Origin of the sequence: Streptomyces sp. NPDC059499 (genome assembly GCF_042749285.1) — a bacterium.
Lineage (GTDB): Bacteria > Actinomycetota > Actinomycetes > Streptomycetales > Streptomycetaceae > Streptomyces.
Window position 1 is genome coordinate 21144 of record NZ_JBHYTT010000028.1, and the last position, 16689, is coordinate 37832.

17 protein-coding genes and 1 pseudogene are annotated in these 16689 nt (G+C 68.9%); 12 read left to right on the top strand and 6 right to left on the bottom strand.

Going from position 1 to position 16689, the window contains the following annotated elements:
• Positions 1-7: 7 nt before the first annotated feature.
• On the top strand, positions 8-349 hold the full coding sequence (locus ACFW9O_RS35850) for a hypothetical protein (RefSeq protein ID WP_331726371.1): 342 nt from the start codon (positions 8-10) through the stop codon (positions 347-349).
• 385 nt (positions 350-734) lie between these two features.
• The gene (locus ACFW9O_RS35855; protein WP_384615336.1) at positions 735-1016 is read left to right on the top strand and encodes a hypothetical protein; all 282 of its coding nucleotides are present in this window, start codon (positions 735-737) and stop codon (positions 1014-1016) included.
• On the opposite strand, the gene ACFW9O_RS35860 is transcribed toward ACFW9O_RS35855, so the two are convergent.
• On the bottom strand, positions 1013-1606 hold the full coding sequence (locus ACFW9O_RS35860; protein WP_384615286.1) for a snapalysin family zinc-dependent metalloprotease: 594 nt from the start codon (positions 1604-1606) through the stop codon (positions 1013-1015). The genes ACFW9O_RS35855 and ACFW9O_RS35860 overlap by 4 nt on opposite strands.
• Positions 1607-2157: 551 nt before the next feature.
• Between ACFW9O_RS35860 and ACFW9O_RS35865 the strand changes: the two genes are divergently transcribed.
• From ACFW9O_RS35865 to ACFW9O_RS35875, 3 genes are all read left to right on the top strand, one after another.
• Positions 2158-3327: an SMI1/KNR4 family protein gene (locus tag ACFW9O_RS35865; protein WP_384615338.1), complete on the top strand. Its 1170-nt coding sequence runs from the start codon at positions 2158-2160 to the stop codon at positions 3325-3327.
• A gap of 69 nt (positions 3328-3396) precedes the next feature.
• Positions 3397-3576 carry a hypothetical protein gene (locus ACFW9O_RS35870; protein ID WP_384615288.1) on the top strand — a complete coding sequence of 60 codons (180 nt, stop codon included), beginning with the start codon at positions 3397-3399 and terminating at the stop codon, positions 3574-3576.
• A gap of 70 nt (positions 3577-3646) precedes the next feature.
• Positions 3647-4054, top strand: coding sequence for a hypothetical protein (locus ACFW9O_RS35875; protein ID WP_384615289.1), 408 nt, complete (start codon positions 3647-3649; stop codon positions 4052-4054).
• A gap of 303 nt (positions 4055-4357) precedes the next feature.
• Here the strand turns inward: ACFW9O_RS35875 and ACFW9O_RS35880 are convergent, their stop codons facing one another.
• From ACFW9O_RS35880 to ACFW9O_RS35890, 3 genes are all read right to left on the bottom strand, one after another.
• Positions 4358-4624: a hypothetical protein gene (locus ACFW9O_RS35880; RefSeq protein ID WP_384615291.1), complete on the bottom strand. Its 267-nt coding sequence runs from the start codon at positions 4622-4624 to the stop codon at positions 4358-4360.
• A gap of 209 nt (positions 4625-4833) precedes the next feature.
• Complete coding sequence (locus ACFW9O_RS35885) at positions 4834-5793, bottom strand: ArsR/SmtB family transcription factor (RefSeq protein ID WP_384615292.1); 960 nt, start codon at positions 5791-5793, stop codon at positions 4834-4836.
• Positions 5794-6054: 261 nt separating this feature from the next.
• Positions 6055-6855 (bottom strand): peptidoglycan DD-metalloendopeptidase family protein, encoded by an 801-nt coding sequence (locus ACFW9O_RS35890; protein ID WP_384615294.1) that lies wholly within the window; start codon positions 6853-6855, stop codon positions 6055-6057.
• Positions 6856-7082: 227 nt separating this feature from the next.
• On the opposite strand from ACFW9O_RS35890, the gene ACFW9O_RS35895 reads away from it, so the two are divergent.
• Positions 7083-8438: a hypothetical protein gene (locus tag ACFW9O_RS35895; protein ID WP_384615295.1), complete on the top strand. Its 1356-nt coding sequence runs from the start codon at positions 7083-7085 to the stop codon at positions 8436-8438.
• 36 nt (positions 8439-8474) lie between these two features.
• Positions 8475-9755 (top strand): hypothetical protein, encoded by a 1281-nt coding sequence (locus tag ACFW9O_RS35900; RefSeq protein WP_384615297.1) that lies wholly within the window; start codon positions 8475-8477, stop codon positions 9753-9755.
• A gap of 287 nt (positions 9756-10042) precedes the next feature.
• On the opposite strand, the gene ACFW9O_RS35905 is transcribed toward ACFW9O_RS35900, so the two are convergent.
• A complete protein-coding gene (locus tag ACFW9O_RS35905; RefSeq protein WP_384615298.1) occupies positions 10043-10561 on the bottom strand; it encodes a MerR family transcriptional regulator in 519 nt (172 codons plus the stop codon).
• Positions 10562-10620: 59 nt separating this feature from the next.
• A pseudogene (locus tag ACFW9O_RS35910) lies at positions 10621-10821 on the bottom strand (putative immunity protein); the annotation flags it as partial.
• 286 nt (positions 10822-11107) lie between these two features.
• Between ACFW9O_RS35910 and ACFW9O_RS35915 the strand changes: the two are divergent.
• The 5 genes from ACFW9O_RS35915 to ACFW9O_RS35935 all read left to right on the top strand — a co-directional run bounded on the left by ACFW9O_RS35915 (position 11108) and on the right by ACFW9O_RS35935 (position 16272).
• On the top strand, positions 11108-11782 hold the full coding sequence (locus ACFW9O_RS35915) for a hypothetical protein (RefSeq protein ID WP_384615299.1): 675 nt from the start codon (positions 11108-11110) through the stop codon (positions 11780-11782).
• Positions 11783-12365: 583 nt separating this feature from the next.
• Entirely contained in the window at positions 12366-12812 is a 447-nt protein-coding gene (locus ACFW9O_RS35920; RefSeq protein WP_384615301.1) for a DUF5958 family protein, read from the top strand.
• Positions 12813-12862: 50 nt separating this feature from the next.
• On the top strand, positions 12863-13666 hold the full coding sequence (locus ACFW9O_RS35925) for an IS5 family transposase (RefSeq protein WP_384615340.1): 804 nt from the start codon (positions 12863-12865) through the stop codon (positions 13664-13666).
• A gap of 691 nt (positions 13667-14357) precedes the next feature.
• Entirely contained in the window at positions 14358-15308 is a 951-nt protein-coding gene (locus tag ACFW9O_RS35930) for an SIS domain-containing protein (RefSeq protein WP_384615303.1), read from the top strand.
• The gene (locus ACFW9O_RS35935; RefSeq protein ID WP_384615305.1) at positions 15301-16272 is read left to right on the top strand and encodes an ROK family protein; all 972 of its coding nucleotides are present in this window, start codon (positions 15301-15303) and stop codon (positions 16270-16272) included. Before ACFW9O_RS35930 ends, ACFW9O_RS35935 begins: the two co-directional genes overlap by 8 nt.
• Positions 16273-16689: the final 417 nt, after the last annotated feature.

Sequence of the window (16689 nt, forward strand, 5' to 3'; positions counted from 1 at the left end):
CGACCGGATGAACCCCCCTGCGGACCCGGAGCGGACTCCGGACGGCAGATACGTGGTCGTCGACCACCGCCGATGGCGTGCGACGGATCCGGAGATCCCCGAGGACGTCGCCTCCCGCCTACGGCATCATCTGATGGCGGCGCGCCGCGGGGTGGCTGCCGCACGCCGCGCCGCTGACGCGAAGGCTGAGGGCCGGGCGCGGAAACGCGTGAACACCGCGAAGGTGGCGCTCGGTGAGCGGGGTGATCCCTGGTGGGAGCAGTCTGCCGAGGTTCGCCGTCTGCGCTGGGAGAGAGGGCTCCACGAACTCGACCAGGCTGAGCGGGAGGAAGGCGGGCGCGCACCGTGAGGCGGGTTGTCTCCTTGGGCGTGGTACGAAGCACCAGCTCGTGGTGCACGGAGCGATCAGGTCCCTGGACCCTGCCAATTCGAAGCGGACCGCTGTGCCTTCCGGTACGGGACCGCTGAGGGGCGAGGTCCGACATACCTCGCGCGGGAGTTCCGCCCTGACCGGTATGACCTCAGCCCCCGGGGAAGGGAGACTCACGTTCCCCACCCCGGGCGAGAGGAGTCCATCGATGGCAGCCGACGACATGGGGCACGCCGAGGACGCGTGGTGGCGGTCCGCGGTGGTCTACCAGGTCTATCCGCGCAGCTTCGCCGACTCCGACGGTGACGGCGTCGGCGACCTGGACGGCCTCACCGGACGCCTGGACCATCGCGGCGCGGTGCTCGTGCTGCACAATTTCTCCGAGCGGTCCGTCACCGCCTCCGTCGAGGTCCCGGGGCTGAGGGGCGGCCGGCTGCTCACCGATGTCTTCACCGGTGACACCCTCAAGTCGGCGGCCGCCGGCCTCGTCGATGTCGCGCTGGACCTGCACGGCTACCGGTGGCTGAGGGTCAACACCCCCTTGACGACCCGGATCGGGCGACAGCGGTGTGATCCGACGCGCGCGAGGTGTCCGGCCGCACGGAGTGGGCCGGGCACCTCGCGCGATGGTCGTCCCGCCGGCTAAGGCGCGTCCACCAGAGTGCGGCCGTCGGCGGGAACGAGCGAGGCGAGGCCGCCGGCGTAGGCGGACTCGACGCGGGATCGTTCAGTCGCGTTCGGAACCGCGTTCGTGCAACTGGTGCCCGCGGCCGACCCTGACATCAGCTGGGAGCACGGGCCGGGCTTGGTGTCGGGCAGGCCCAGGCTGTGCCCCATCTCGTGGGTGGCGATGCGGGTCTTGTCATAGCCCTCGGACACCGCCAGGCTGCCGAGTTCGACACGGACCTGGCCACCCGGGCGCACCGGTCCGAGTGTCGCCTGCGGCCAGCCACTGGTGGCGACGATCTGGATCTCGGCCCGGGTGCCGGGTGCGGCTTCGACGAGCCTGACGTTGCTGACGTTCCGGTTCCACGAGGCGACTCCGGCGGCGATCGCCGCTTCCCAGCCGCCTGCGCGGCTGTCGTCGTAGCGGAGTGTCACTACGGCAGCCACGCTTGTTGCTGCGGTCAACTCCGGCGCGGGTGCGGGCGCGGGTGCGGCGTGGGCTGCTGTTGCTGTGGCCAGGGCGACCGCGAAGGCGGCGCCGGCCGCCTTCAGCCATGAGGAGTGCGGCATTGCTGTCCCTTCACTCGTGGGGGACTCGGCTCGCTCCGAACCGAGAGCGGGGAGGGGCCCGCGACCGGCGCAGGGGCCGGTCGCAGGTTCTGCGGGGGCCTCAGAACTATTCCCATCGCTCCGTGCTTATCATGCCCCTGTCATTAGGTGAGGCCGGAAAGGAGCGGTGCGGACCGCGTCCGCGGTCCGGAGCGGGCTGCCTGTGCCGTGTGAGCCGGCGCTCATGACCACACATGAAAGCGGCCCGTTCGGACACGCGCCCGATGAGGTCCTGACGATGCGGCGTTACCCTGCGCGGACGATTCTTCGGTGGAGGTACGGATGCGTCGTTCCGTAGGCCGGAATGTGTCGTTCCTTACTGAGCTTCTTCGAGTTGGCCACCGATCGGGTGATGGTGACTGAGCCCTTCACTTGGCGAGTGAGCGCTTGAGTGGGTGGCTGCAGCGCCCGGTGCCGGCAGCTGGGTGCGCCGGGACAAGGGCCCACTCGAATGTCGGCCGGAACGCCAACACGGTGGGCAAGGCCGATGAGCGACTGTCAAGCTGTTGTCAGTGGCTGACTTTAGGATCGGCGCTATGACAGCAGACCTGGTCCATGCCTCATGGACTCGCATCGACGCGTGGTTGCGCGAGCACGCACCCCGCACTTTCGCGACGCTTCGGCCGCCCGCCAGGGACGAGGAGATCGCGGCAGCGCAAGAGGAACTGGGTGTCACCTTTCCGCCGGACCTGGTCGCTTCACTCCTCCGACACAACGGGGCGCTGGAGGGACCTGAGGCTTTCCGGTTCAGCACGGGCGACCGGCTGCTCGGAGTGAGCGGGATCCTCGGGGATACCGGGTTCATGCGTGGCTTTGACCAAGGCATCGACGGGGAGGTCGAGGGCTACTGGCTTCGCGACTACGTGAAGTTCGGTTCCTATGATGTGACGTCGGACGGTCTCCTGGTGGATTGCCGTACTGGGCGGGACTCCTTCGGTGCGATCGGCCGGTTCTTCGACGAGACCGGCACCAGTTTCGGACAGGCCGACTCGCTGGGTGGGTATCTGGCCGAATTGGCCGGCACGCTTGAGCGCGGCAAGGACGGTGGTGTCGTCACGTTCAACGGCCGGCTGTTCTGGGAGGGGCCTCTGGCTCCCAGGCCGGAGTGCAGTGCCGACGATCCCCTTCCCGCGCCGGATGAGAAGCTGCCGGAGCTGGAGCTGTCCCACAGTCCCACCGACCTCTTCCACGCGAGCTACCTGGACGGGCACGAGGAACTCGGTGCACTGATCGCGATCCTGCCGTACGAGCAGGTGGTTGAGGCCGCGCGGAAGCAGTTGCGCAGACTGGCGGTCGAATCGGGTCTGAACAAGTACCCGGAGGTCAAGTCAGCCCTGGACGCGTGGGAGTGCGGTGTGGCTCCACCGCGGCCGGACCAGACCGGGCCGCTCGCTTTGCGACTCCGCGCGGTGCTCGTGCAGGCCAACTCCGGCCGCGACGTCACTCTCAGGTGGGCCGCGGAGAAGATAGCCCTCGGGATCTGGGGGTCCCCCTACAGGTCCGTGTGCGAGAGCGCGGAAACCCGCAGTCATTTCACTGTCGACTGGCGTGCGGATCTGCATGCGGACCTGGGCAGTCCTCCGCTGCCGCCGATACCTGACGAGCGCTTCTGGGGGGCTCTGCGCAACCCCGCCATCGACTCCAGTTGGTACGTAGCTCAGTACACCCAAGATCAGGACTGAACGTCACCCGGCGAACAGCGCCGTGCAGGGAGACGACGACGAGCTGATTGAGAAGCTGCGCGCCCGCGCATGGGACCCGGGCCCCTCGCCGTCGACAACCCGGTGCTGCTCTACGACTCCGGCGATTGGGATCCGACGTGGGGCCGGCGTCCTCACGACGGGCTGCGTCATGCGACCGCATCACTGCGGCGGTGGCTGTGGACGTGGGCCGACGGCGGCAACGTCTGGGACGCAGTACTCAGCCGGTAGACCCTGGCCGCGATCGAGGCTCGGCATAGCCCCATCCCATTCTGTAACGAGCAGTACGTATTGTGACCCCGTGGAGTCCGACACCGTAACGTTCCCGCCTCACCCGATCCGGGGTGTCCGAGCCGTTTACGCGCGGCAGGCCAGCTGTCCCTCCGACTTCGCGGAGGTCACTGTCGACTTCGAGCCGTGGGAGACAGGCATCACCTTCGAGACAGCCTCTGAACTGGCTGTTGACGGGGACGACGATCCGCAGTGGCAAGCCGACTGCCAGGCCGCTGTCGAGGCGGGTATACGCGACGAACTCACACAGTCAGGGACCGAGTTGTCTCCGGCTACAGCGGTAGTCCTGCGGCGCATGCGCTTTCACCCGGTCGACTCTCATCCGCGGGCGTTCCGGCAGGCCGGCCGCCTTGCTGTCCGCAACGCTCTCGCAGCAGCCCACCGGCCACCGCAGGCGACAGATGAACGCCAGGGCTGACGGCAGGGTGGCCGCATGACGACACGACCGACCCGTGTGCGACCGAGGCACGCCCACTCAGGCGTACCCGCCGCAGTGGACCTGTCCCGTACTGGCTTTCGAACGGGTTCGTCCCTGCAAGCTCGTGGGTAATTTGGGGCAGCGTCCGCCTGGTTGCCAAGGTCAACCCGTTGCGCGTCCTGCACCTCGACGGACCGGCCTGATCGAGAAGCGCGGCGCGGATGCGGCGAGTGGTCCGCTGCCCCGCAGAGACCCAGCCGCCCGTCCCCGCCCGGTGGCAGCGGCGTCGGATCAGTTCATGCGTTACGCCAGCAGGGCGCCGAGGAGCATGCCACCGAGCAGGCCGACGGCGCTGACCACGATGGCGGGCACGGCGAGCCGCTCGTGCCGGACGGTCTTGGCGATGATGGCCAGCACCAGGCCGATCACGCCGAAGACGATCGGCAGAAAGATCAGCGAGAACACGCCCAGCACCATCGCGATGATGCTCAGCACGTTGCCGGTCGACGCGCGCTGCGGTGCACCGTGGGGCTGCTGTCCAGTCGGTTGGTTACCGTACTGCGTTGTCATCTGCCACTCCCTCGTGTGATCGCACGGAGACCTGATCCCGGAATGGACCGGCCCAACCCAGCGGGTGCCCACAAGTTCCATGGAAACACCACGACTTGGAAGCAAAGGCCGGAAAGACGTGTCCGGGCCTCGGCGCATTGGGCACGTTCGGCGGATGCCCGCCTCGCGACCGGACGGGGGTCATGGTCGCGGCAGGGCGTTGTGGGCTCCTACGATCCGGCCGACGCCACTGGCTCAGCAGACCCACCCTGAGGTGTCAGAGTCCCGTCCAGCACCGCCCGGCCGAGCCCGGTCCGGTGGTGGAGCACGCGTACACCTTGGCGCTGGGAAAGGAGCAGCCCCGCCTCTCGGAGAACGGTGGCGTGCCGGCTGGCCGTCGACGGTGCGAGTCGCAGCGCCGCGGCGATGTCCATGGTGGTCATCGGGCGGTCCAGCACCCTGAGGAGTTCCGCACGCGAGGCGCCGATGAGCTGGGCCACCGGGGCGTCCCCGCCGTGATGGCGGCGTTCGAGCCAGCCGGGCGGGGGCGAGAGGGGGTGGACGAGCACCGGGGGCAGTTCCTCATCGACGAGGGCGAGCGGGGCGCGAACGCAGAAGAAGGCCGGGATGAGTGTCAATGCCCTTCCATGCAAGGCGAGTTCGCGTTCTATGGGGTAGGGGGCGTGGAGATTCTGGTCCTGGTAGCGCCACCCGGGCAGTTGGTCGTACCCAGTGAGCAGGCCCTCCGCACCATGCGTGAGGACGGCCTGGACGCGTATGGTCCGGTCGGCCGCCGCCTGGGCGCGCATCGAGGCGAGGTAGGGATCGACGGCTACCTGGTGATAGGCGCGCAGAGCGGCGCCGAGGCGATGCAGCGCCTTCGGGCAGCCGTCGGCGAGTGGGCGCAGGCTGGCCGGTGCGGGGCGTCCGGTGTGGGCGTGCAGACGGGTGAGTTCGGCCCGCAACCGGTGCCGGGGGGTGGACAGCAGTCGGTCGAGCCCGGTTTCGAGATCGGCGTCACCGCGGCCGGGCGTCAGGAAATCGGGGAAGTAGGAGCCGTCCGGGCAGAGTCGCGTCAGGGCGCGTGTCAGGGAGACCAGGCCGGATTTCCGCAGAGCTGTCCCCACCTCGCGGCGCCAGGCTCCGAACGCGAGGGGTGCCTGGCGGTTCTGCAGGAGGTGGAGACTCAAGGCGGTTTCCCAGAGTGGGTCCACGCCGGACGCGACGCGTAAGCGGGCCAGCTCCTGGCTCGTGAATTCCACCCGTAGCACAGCGCACCCCCGGTGGTCGCAGGCGTGTGACGGCGCCCGCCCTGCGGAACTCTACGCGCATCACAGATGTGACGCATGCATGTCAGCAACTTGAGGCGATCGAACGAGGGTCCGACCGGAACTCGTGGAGGCCCGACCGGAATTCGTCCCGGGCCGGGCCCCACGATGCACTGTCACGGTTCAGCAGAGTGGGACCCCGGGCAGTTTCGCGTCCGGGTGGTCGATGTAGATGTTGCTGATGAAGCCGTTCTGGTCGCGCAGTTTGCTCCACCAGTTGTTGCTGTAGCCCTCGGCGTTGACGGTGTCACCCTGCTTCTGGCACAGCACCCGCACGGCCGTCGGACCCGCGAGGGTGGTGACGACGGTGGCGTTGACGCGCGCGTCGGCACGGACGTTCACCCCGCTTCCCCAGGTGTTGAAGGGGAAGCCGCTGCCACCGCAGCCGTTGTCACTGGTCAGGTACGCCTGGTTGTAGCTGCCGGGGTAGGAGAGGCCGGCGCCGTTGATCACGATGTTCTGGCCCACTCCGTTGAGCAGCTGCTCGTAGTGGATGTGCGCCCCGGAGGAGTTGCCCGTGCTGCCTGTGACGCCGATCTGCTGTCCTTGGGCGACGGACGCACCGCTCGGCACGGAGTACGCGGAGAGGTGGAAGTAGTACGTCGTCCAGCCGCCGCCGTGGTTGATGGCTATGTAGTTGCCGGCACCGCTCGGCTGCGAGTAGCGGGTGGCCGTGCCTGCGGCCGAGGCGAGCACCGGGGTGCCGGCCGTCGTACCACCGTCGGAGCGCACGAAGTCCAGCGCTCTGCGCACCTCGGCCGAGTGGTGGCTGTACGTCCATCGCTGGCCGCAGGGGTAGGGCGCCTTGAAGACGGGGGCCGCCGTCGCACCGGCCTCCCCGGCCTGCGCCGGGGCGACCGACAGTCCGGCCAGGGCCATGAGTGCCGCGACGAACAGAGCCGGAAGACGTCTGAGAAACCTCACGAATGCTCCTAGGTGGGGGAGGCGCCCGGACGGAACCGGGCGGAGGCGCGGTAGGACGTCGGGAACGTAGCGGCGGCCCGTGCCGGTGACAAGCGTGCGGCGGCCTCCTTCGACCAGGAACGAATTGCTTGCGTCTCGCGGCCGCCCCCCACCACCGTTTGCTCACGTGCCACAGCGTCACCAGGCCGCCGGCTCGGTGCGCCCGTGCCCCGAAGGAGCCCCCATTCATGTGTCCGCTCCGTCCCGCCCGCCGTATGTCGCTGCTCGGCGCCGCCCTCATGTCTGCCGCGCTGATCGGCGCGTACGCCGGCTCCGCGGTGGCCGAACCTCTCGTGTCTCCCCCCGCCGCCGCTCGTAGCGGTCCGCAGTCCGCCGGCTCCGCGCACCTCCCGTCCACCGGGCCCGCTGTCACGAGAGCCGGGCCGGCGGCGGCAGTTGAAGCGGAGACCCGAACCGTCGTGGACATACCCGCTGGGGTCACAGCGGGCGTCGCGGTGTTCGACCGGCTCACCGGCCGCTTCACCGAATCGCACCAGCCGGACCGCGCATTCCGCTCCGCATCGGTGGTCAAGTTGCTCCTCGCACTGGACCACATGTGGAATCTGGGGCCGGCCTACGATCTGCCGCAGGCGGACCGGGACCGGCTCGGGGCGATGCTCAGCAGCAGCAACGACGCCGCCGCGAGTCACTACTGGTCCACCGGTGGCAGCAGTGCCGTGATCTCGCGCATGGTGCCCCGCCTGGGGCTCACCGGTACAGCACCGCCTCCGGCCGGCTATCCCGGCTACTGGGGCTACACGGCGACCACTGCCGCGGACACCGTCCGCGTCTACCGCTATCTCCTCGACCAGGCGCCGGCACCCGTGCGGGACCTCGTCCTGGGGGCGTTGCACCGGTCCACACGCTGTGCCGCCGACGGCTTCGACCAAGGCTTCGGGCTGCCCTCCGCGTTCGAGACACCAGGGGCGGTCAAGCAGGGCTGGTCGGGCTTCACTTCCGGAGGCTGTGTCGCTCCTGAGGCACGGGCCGGCATCGCCTCAAGCAAGTCTCCCAGCCCGACCAAGCCCGGGAACGACCCCGCGAGGCCTGGATCCCGAAGGACGCCCACCGACGCTGCGGCCCCCTTCGCGCCGCCTTCCGGCGATGCCGCGGCGCCTGCGCTGGATCTGACGTCCGAGGCCCTGCACACCACCGGAACCGTGGGCCCCGACGACCGTACGGTGGTCGCCGTCCTCACCCTGCACCCCGATGGCACCCCGTACGGAACCGCCTACAGCAAGGTCACCGCACTCACCGGTTCCCTGAACGTGCCCGGAGCCGTCCGTCCCTCCGGCACCCGGTTCACCACCTGGGGCAGCGGCGTCCGTGTCCGCGCGGCCGCCACCACTTCCTCCGCCGCCCTCACCACTCTGCCCGCCGGAGTGGACGTCCTCGTCGGCTGCCAGAAGCAGGGCGGACAGGTATCTATTCCGCCCTACCTCAACGACTGGTGGGCCTATCTGCCCCAGTACGGCGGCTGGATGACCAACATCTACATCAGTACCCCCGGCAACACACTCCCGGGCGTACCCAACTGCCCGTGAACGCCTTCCCCGCCCCCACCGAGAAGGAGGCGCACAGTGCGCCGCAACCAGAGACCGAACGCCCGCCCCCTACCCGTGGGACGAGGGCCGGCCATCGCCGTCTCCCTGCTGGCCGTGGTGGCTCTCACACTCGCCGCCGGCCCCGCCGCCGCCCGCGTTTCCGCGCCCGCCGACGCCCCGCTCGGGGGCGTCAGCTGGCGGACGGACCTGTCCGCACCCACCGGTGAGGAGACCAACGTCCGCCGTGTGGACGGCAGTCTGCGTCTCCGCGATACCGGCCTGCGGCCCGCCTCCGCCCGTGTCGCCCGCGGACAGGGCACGGTCCTGCTGCCCGCGCGAATACTCGACCGCGCGGTCGACCTGATCACCCCGGACCTCGACGCCACCGTTCCCACCGGCTCCCAGGTCGCCGTCGACGTACGCGGACAGGACGGGCTGGGCCGGTGGACCGAGTGGCGCGAAGCGCGGGACGACTCCCCGGCGCTGCTGCCCCGGGCCGTCACCCGCGTGCAGACCCGTATCACCCTGGTCTCCGCGCCGGACGGCACCGCGCCGACCGTGCACGCCCTGGCGCTGAGCGCAGAACTCGACAGCACGCTGAACGAAGCGGCGGCCGCGGAAGCCGTAACGGCCAGCGTCTACGCAACCCGTGAGGGCCTGGTCGGCGGCACCACCGCGAACGGGCACGTGATCGTCCCCAACGATCACTTCGTGGCGCTCCCCTCCCGGCGGGGCCTCTCCCCGAAGGGCAGCGGTCAATATTCGGTCCGCGTCTGCGGCCCCGCGCGCTGCGAGACCGCCCCGGTCTGGGACGTCGGCCCGTGGAACACGCGCGACGACTACTGGAACCCGTCCTCCGTCCGCGAGTCCTTCAAGAACCTGCCGCAGGGCAAGCCCGAAGCCCAGGCTGCTTACCAGGAGGGCTACAACGGCGGGCTGGACGGGTCCGGTCGCCGGGTGCTCAACCCGGCAGGCATAGATCTTGCCGACGGTACGTTCTACAACGTCGGCCTGAACAACAACGGCTGGGTCACCGTCACCTATCTGTGGACCGGCAGCGGCGCTCCGACCACGTCCTTCCCGACCTGGGGCACCGACGTCAACATTCGTCAGCAGCCCACCAGCGCATCCACCCGGGTCGCACAGCTCCCCGGTCCCACGACGGTGCGCGTGCAGTGCCAGGTGCACGGCCAGCTCGTCCAGGCCGACGGCCACAGCAATGACGCCTGGTCCTACCTGCCGGACTACGGCGGTTACGTGTCCAACATCTTCATCGACGTGGCCGACAGCTGGCTTCCGGGCGTTCCGAACTGCTGATCCACCAAGTCCGTCTTTCCCGTTCGTGAGGCAGATTGCCGGGCCCTTTTGCGCGGCGGCACTCCTGGTGGGCCGGCCGCCGGGGGCACCGGCGGCCGGCCCTGTCGCGTCCGGCGGGATGTCCGGAGCGGCTGCGGGACTACTGCACGACGAGGGTCGTTCAGGCGCCCGGGAGGAAGAGACAGAACGGATGACCGTGAGGGCTGGTGCTCCTCCAGCGTCGCGCCCAGGGGCGCAAGCTCGCTCGGTCTCCACTTCGAGGTGACAGTGGGGCCTCGAGTCGAGTCTCAGCCGGTTCTCGTGGGTCGGTCCAGGGCGTCCAGGTAGGTGGAGAGCTGACCTGCGGCGTACAGCTGGGCCATTCCGCGGGACGTGAGGTCGCGCCGCCACCCTTCCAGGGCCCTGGCCAGCGCGTCGAGGCTGCCGGCGTTGCGGAGTTCTCCGAGGACGGTGGCGATGGTGCCCAGGGGCCGGCCTCCCCGGCGCAGCAGGTGCGCCAGTTCGGCGTCGCGCACGTCCTGCGCAAGGTATTGGCGGTGCCTGCTGCGCGGGTCACGTCGTGGGGTGAGGACTCCGGCCCGTTCCCAGGTGCGCAGGGTGGCCGGGTTGAGCTCGAGGTGGCGGGCGAGCTCACCGACGCTGTACGGCGCCCGGGCGCTGACCACCGTATCCGGGGCGGTGGCTCCGAGATGTGAGAGTGCCGCTTCGACGGTTCGCAGCGTGCTGCGGTCGCGGGCCAGGAGCGCGTGCCCGTCATCGACGTACTCCAGTGCTTCGTCGAGTTGGCCGCCGGTGACGGCATGCATGATGAGCCGGCTCGTCGAGTGGCCGAAGGCAGGGACGAGCGCCAGGTAGGCCGCGAGGAGGGCGGCGCTGCTCCCATCGCGTGGCCGCCCGCCGCGCGGGCCTGCATCATCGTGACCTCGCCGTGCACCCAGGCCCGGGCATGCTCGATAGCCCGGCGCGGTCGCGGATCCCCCGGTCGGGCCGACTCGAAGAGGCCAAGGACGTGCTCCGCACAGACGGCAGCCCATAGAGCGGGGAAACGATGATCCGCATCTGTGAGGGGGAGTTGCTACCCGCCGCCCAGGGCAGAAGAAGACAACAACAGAAACCGGAGCCCCACCGCCAGGTGTTACGGCCGGGAGCGTCAGGGCCTGGCCTTGCGCTGGCCGACCGCCAGGTCGCCGGCGGCGGCCGACGCACGCGAGGGATGCGATGTGTACGTTTCCCAACGGTCTCTTCGCGCGTGGCTCGTAACACTGCATGCTGGGGGGTCTTTTTGAGAACATCCCTGCGGCGGGACATCGCAGCGCTAAGGTGCCGTTCTGCGCTTACTGGGGGTTGCCACGTTGGACAACGCGCTTCTGTGGATGATCGTTCTCGGGTTTGCTGGGCTTGTCGCGATGTTCCTGGTCTTCCGGACGCGACAGCAATTCAACGCCGAGGTCGAGAAGGAACGACTGCACGTGTACCGCGCGCTGGGCGTTCCCCCGCACGTGGGGGAGATCCCTGACAAGCAAGCGGAGAGGAAGGACGTCGGGAGCGAGGACGACGGCAGTCAGTTCGTTGCCGTCCTGCTCAGCTACTACGTCTACGGCTTGCGCCAGGCGAAGAGCTCATTTGGCACAGCGCAGCGCTTTGCCGGCTTGGGTGTGCTCATTCTCTTCTTCGGAATCGGGATGGCCATTTGGCGAGCGGAGACAACTGGTGATCTCTACCTAGCCATGGTGACATCGGCATCCGGCACCGTCACCATGCTCGTCGGTCACCTCTTTCATCGCCGTGCGGATCGTTCCCTGGAGCACATGGTTCACCAGACCGACAAGCTGCGGGACGATCAGCGGCATGACGCCAACACCGCTCTCTCTGTCGAACTGATCAACCAGATCACTGATCCGGAAGTTCAGGCACGCCTTCAAGCAGCGCTCGTCCTGAAACTGTCGGGGGCCGAACTGCCCGACCTGACGACCGGCGCACAGGCGGCTGAGCCACGTCAGGCCACAGCCACCAACCTCGTGCAGTAGAGGGAGGAATTCATCAAGGGGCTGCAAATGAGGGCTCCGGCTGTTCGCTCGACTCGATGGGAAGGTCGACAGCGTGTGGTCCGCCTCGTACGAAGGTGCAGTTTGATGGGCAGCGTTGCCGGACCGGCGGAGTGTGCGTCCGCGGTACGGCGCTGATGGATCAGTGCCACCCATGCGGTACCCCGGGGCCTCACTCTGTTGCACTTACTGGGGCGAGGACTGATCACCGAAGCGCAGCCGCCGGCTGCGCCCGACCTCTCCTCGACCGCAGAGGCCCGGCCAATGCATTACTGCCATGTGGGTGTGGTTGAACCGTCTGGGGCCAGCCCATATGGCCACAAGCGTCTGAAGGGCTCGAGCTGGCCGGCCGACGGTTCGTCCGGCTGCTCGGCGGGGAGCACGGGGTCGCTGTCGGGTCTGCTGGTCGCCTCGGCCTCACGCGGGTCCAGGTTGGTGCTCGTACCTCCAGGACCCTGCCGACAGGGCCAGGCCCTTCCTGTGGATCACGACGTGAGTCAGTGGAAGCGCCGCACCGTCAGTCGCAGGATCGTTCTCGACCGAGGAGCTGTGGAATGATCGGCAGATGTGGGGCACCAGCAGTGAGGGTGGGCGAGCGCTTCGGCGTGAAACCGAGCGAGTAGTCAACGAGGTCGCCCAAGAGCTCCGCACGTTGGACGAAGGAGCATCCTGGTTCTCCGCCCTTTCCCCGGTGGAACGGCAGGCTGTTCTGCAGGAAGTCTCCGGCTACGCGATGCAGGCCCACATCACGGCGGCAGACGGGCGTGAAGGAGTTGCCCGGGCCGGTGTGAAGCCCACGGCCAACCCATCAGTGATGATTTGCATGGACCCACCTCGCTACGGGTTCGCAGCCTTGCCGGCCGACGAACACGATAAAGCGTTCCGTGTCCTCGTCTCGGTGTTCTCCGTCGCCGACACCCGCCGTAGGCAGACGTACTGCAAAGGTACTTGCGGACACACATGGCACAACTTGCCCCCTGGTGAGATGCCGTGGCGGCGCACGCTGACCTAGTGAGGCTCCCCTGGTCGTTGCCGCTGGACCATCTGATCGTTCGTTGGTTTGTGTCGTTGACTGACGCCCAGTGCGCGAGGATCGAGCCGTTGCTGCCGGACCGATCGCCGAGGCGGGGTGGGCGGTGGCGGGATCACCGACAGGTGCTTGATGCGATCGCGTTCAAGTACCGCACCGGGACACCGTGGGTGGACCTGCCCAACCACTTTGGGTCGTGGAAGGGCGTCCACAACCGGCTGCGGACCTGGGCCGCCGACCACCTTGGAGAGAGTGTTCACCTCCCTGCTGGCCCGAGCGGATACTTTGGGCGACTTGGGCTGGGTCGTCGCGGCCGACTCCACCATCGTCCGCGCATCAGCGCGCGGCCGGGCCCGCCAGAAGGGGCTCCTGGCGGCGAGCCGGACGATCATGCCCTTGGACGGTCTCGCGGCGGCCTGACAACAAATGCCCACCTCGCTGCCGACAGTCGTTGCCGACCACTCGCCTGTGTCCTCACTGTGGGCCAGGCAGGTGATGCACCCGCCTTCGAGTCGCTCATGGCACGGATCCGGGTGCCCAGACCGGTCGGCAGACCGCGAACAACACCGGACGTGGTCCTGGCCGACATCGCGCGCGTTCCGCGATCACCCGCGGTGTCAGGGGATCCGGGCGGTGATCCCGCAACCGGCCGACCAAGCCGCCAATCGCAAGCGCAGAAGCAGCCTCGGCGGCCGGCCTCCAGCTTCCGACCGCGAGTCGCGCGAATGAGTGTGTCCAGTCCCTGCCATGCCGGGGACGAGGCGTTGACCGTGCCCTGGATGAGGGCAGGGATCTCGGAGGTTGCATCCAGCTCGGGCTGTTCGTCGGGTCCGTAGCGTTCCCGGATCGCCTCGGCGATCCGGCGGGCGAGGTCGTCGATGCGGGGATCGTCAGCGTCGAGGCCCTGCGCATGGTCGTAGTCGAGGAAGAGCTGGCGTAGTGCTGGGTCGGCATCCCCCGAACCGAACTGCCCCCAAATGCCACCGGATTGCTACGACAACCCGGTGGTGACGGTCTCTGGCCTCGCTCGATTCCATGGCGCCTCGTGGCGCACCCACCCGGTACGACAAGCTCGCCGTCCGCTACGAGTCGACCGTGCGCGTCGCGGCCATCACGTCCCTACCTCCGTGGAAATCTAACGCGCCGATCATGCACAGCACCACTGACAATGACGCCCCCTCATGGACGCAAACCTCACGTGACCTGGACTCTCATAACAGGCCCCAGACCCCCATCCACGCACGCGAGCCGTGAGGTATGGCCCCGTGGGGCTCTCCGCCGGGCCGTCTCGCTGGCGAATCGGGAGCGTTACGCGTGATCAGCGGAGCTGGCAGTTCCGGCGGCCTCCCTCGTTCGGCGAGGGCTCTCGCATGTCAGCTCTGGACCGCGAGCTCCCGTTCCGCCATACTCCACGCATCATTTATGCTTGAAAATGCTTGAAACGACCCTCAAGTTTGCAATTTCACGCATCAAGTCTGCGGGTGCCGCCATGGGCCCGCTCCAGTCCTCCTAAGGAGCGATTCCCCTATGTCCACCGCAGCGTCGTCCCTCACCGCCGTCGAGATCGCCTCACAGCCGGACACCTGGCTGCAGGCCAGGGACTCGCTCGGCCTCTTCTCCGATGTCCTGCCCCGCCGTGGCGAACGTGTCGCCGTCGTCGGCTGTGGAACCTCCTGGTTCATGGCCCTGGCCTATGCAGAGCTGCGCGAGCGTGGCGGTCACGGCGAAACGGACGCCTTCGCGGCTTCAGCGTTCCCGCACGGGCGCCGGTACGACCGCGTGGTCGCGATCAGCCGCTCCGGCACCACGACCGAGGTCCTGGACCTCCTGGCCCGGGTGAAGGGCACCACGCAGACCGGGGCGATCACCGCCGATGCGGAGACTCCCGTGATGCGGGTGGCCGACGGTACCGCCGTGCTCGGCTTCGCCGATGAGGAGTCGGTGGTGCAGACACGGTTCGCCACCAGCACACTGGCGTTGCTGCGCGCACATCTGGAGGCGGAAGGCGCGCTGCCGGCCGATGTGCGCCCACTCGAGCAGGCGGTGGTGGACGCGCGGCATGCGATCGCGCTGGACCTGGACGTCGACGTGTGCGCCGCTGAGCAGTTCACCTTCCTCGGCACCGGTTGGACCTACGGTCTGGCACTGGAGGCGGGCCTGAAGATGCGCGAGGCCGCCGGTGCGTGGACCGAGGCGTACCCGGCCATGGAGTACCGGCATGGGCCGATCAGCATCACCGGTCCCGGCCGCGTGGCGTGGGTCTTCGGTCCGACCCCAGCGGGGCTGGCCGACGACGTCGCCCGGGTCGGCGGCACGATCGTCGCCGGGTCCGGTGACGGCTCCGGCGACCTCGACCCTCTGGCAGACCTCATCCTGGCCCAGCGGCTGTCCGTCCGGCTCGCCGAGGCGCGGGGTTATGACCCCGACCGCCCGCGCAACCTGACCCGTTCCGTGATCCTCGAGAGCCGCCATGCGTGACGAGGCTGACGGGAACGACTGCGTCATCGCGCTGGATGTGGGCGGGACCAGCATGAAGGGTGCCCTGCTCGGCCGCGACCTGAAGGCCCTGCTGACCGTGCGCAGGGCGACGCCTCGCCGGGAGGGTCCGGACGCGGTGATCGCCGAGATCTCCGCCGTTCTGCGTGACCTCAACAGAAAAGCCACCACGCGCGAGCTGACCGTACGTGGTGCGGGGGTGGTGGTCCCGGGCATCGTCGACGAGGAGACCCGGACGGCTGTTTACTCGGCCAACCTCGGCTGGCGTGACCTGCCGCTCGCGGCTTTGCTCGAAGGAGCTTCGGGCCTCCTCGTCGCACTGGGTCACGACGTACGGGCCGGCGGAGTCGCCGAATGTCGTCTCGGCGCGGCCCGGGGCGCACAGAATGTCTTGTTCGTGCCTATCGGTACCGGTATCTCTGCGGCCGTCTTCTGTGACGGGCGGCCGGTCCGTGCCCACGGCTACGCGGGCGAGCTCGGCCATGTCGTCGTCGAGCCCGGTGGGGAACCGTGTGCCTGCGGTGCCCGGGGCTGTCTGGAGACCGTCGCTTCGGCCGCGGCGGTCGCCGTGGCGTACAGCGCACGCTCCGGGCGCCAGGTCGAGGGCGCCGCCGCGGTGGCGGCGATGCTCGCGCAGGGCGATCCCGACGCCCGTGTGGTGTGGGACCGGGCGGTCGAGGCCCTGGCCACAGCGCTGGCGACGACTACGACACTGCTCGCCCCCGAGGTCGTCGTGCTCGGCGGCGGGCTCGCCGAGGCCGGTGGACTGCTGCTGGAACCGCTGCGCGCTTCCCTCGCCCGGAAGCTGACGTTCCAGCGGCGGCCCGATTTGGTCCTCGCGGCGCTCGGGGACATGGCGGGATGTCTGGGCGCCGGACTCGCCGCATGGCATGCCGCGGGATCTCCGCAGCGACTTCCGGAGACACCGTCGGCGGCGACGTCATGAGCCTCACCGTCACTCTCGACGCCGCTCCGGACATCACCTACAACGTCGGCGCCCTGGTTCCGCGCTCGCATCGCGTGAGCGAGTCGTTCTCGTGAGCGGACGCCGTCCTCGACCTCGAGCTCATCGCGTGTCTGCGGGCCGCTGTCGGCGTTCCCCTCGTCCTGCCGCGTAAGTACCTTGGTCCCGCTCGCGCTGCTGTCGCGGACGAAGTAGCACGACCCCTGCGTGTGCTCGCGCGCAACTAACCCGGTGCAGGCGCGGCTTTTTACCCTGACCGGCCGTGCTCACACCGGTCACCCTTTCGAGGCCGCTCCCGGGCACCGGAAGATCCGCCTGCCCGGATCGGGCCGGCGGATCGTTCGTTCCCCGGCCGGCCGGGGAAGGGGATCCCCGAATGCCGCACGGCACAGGCGTGGG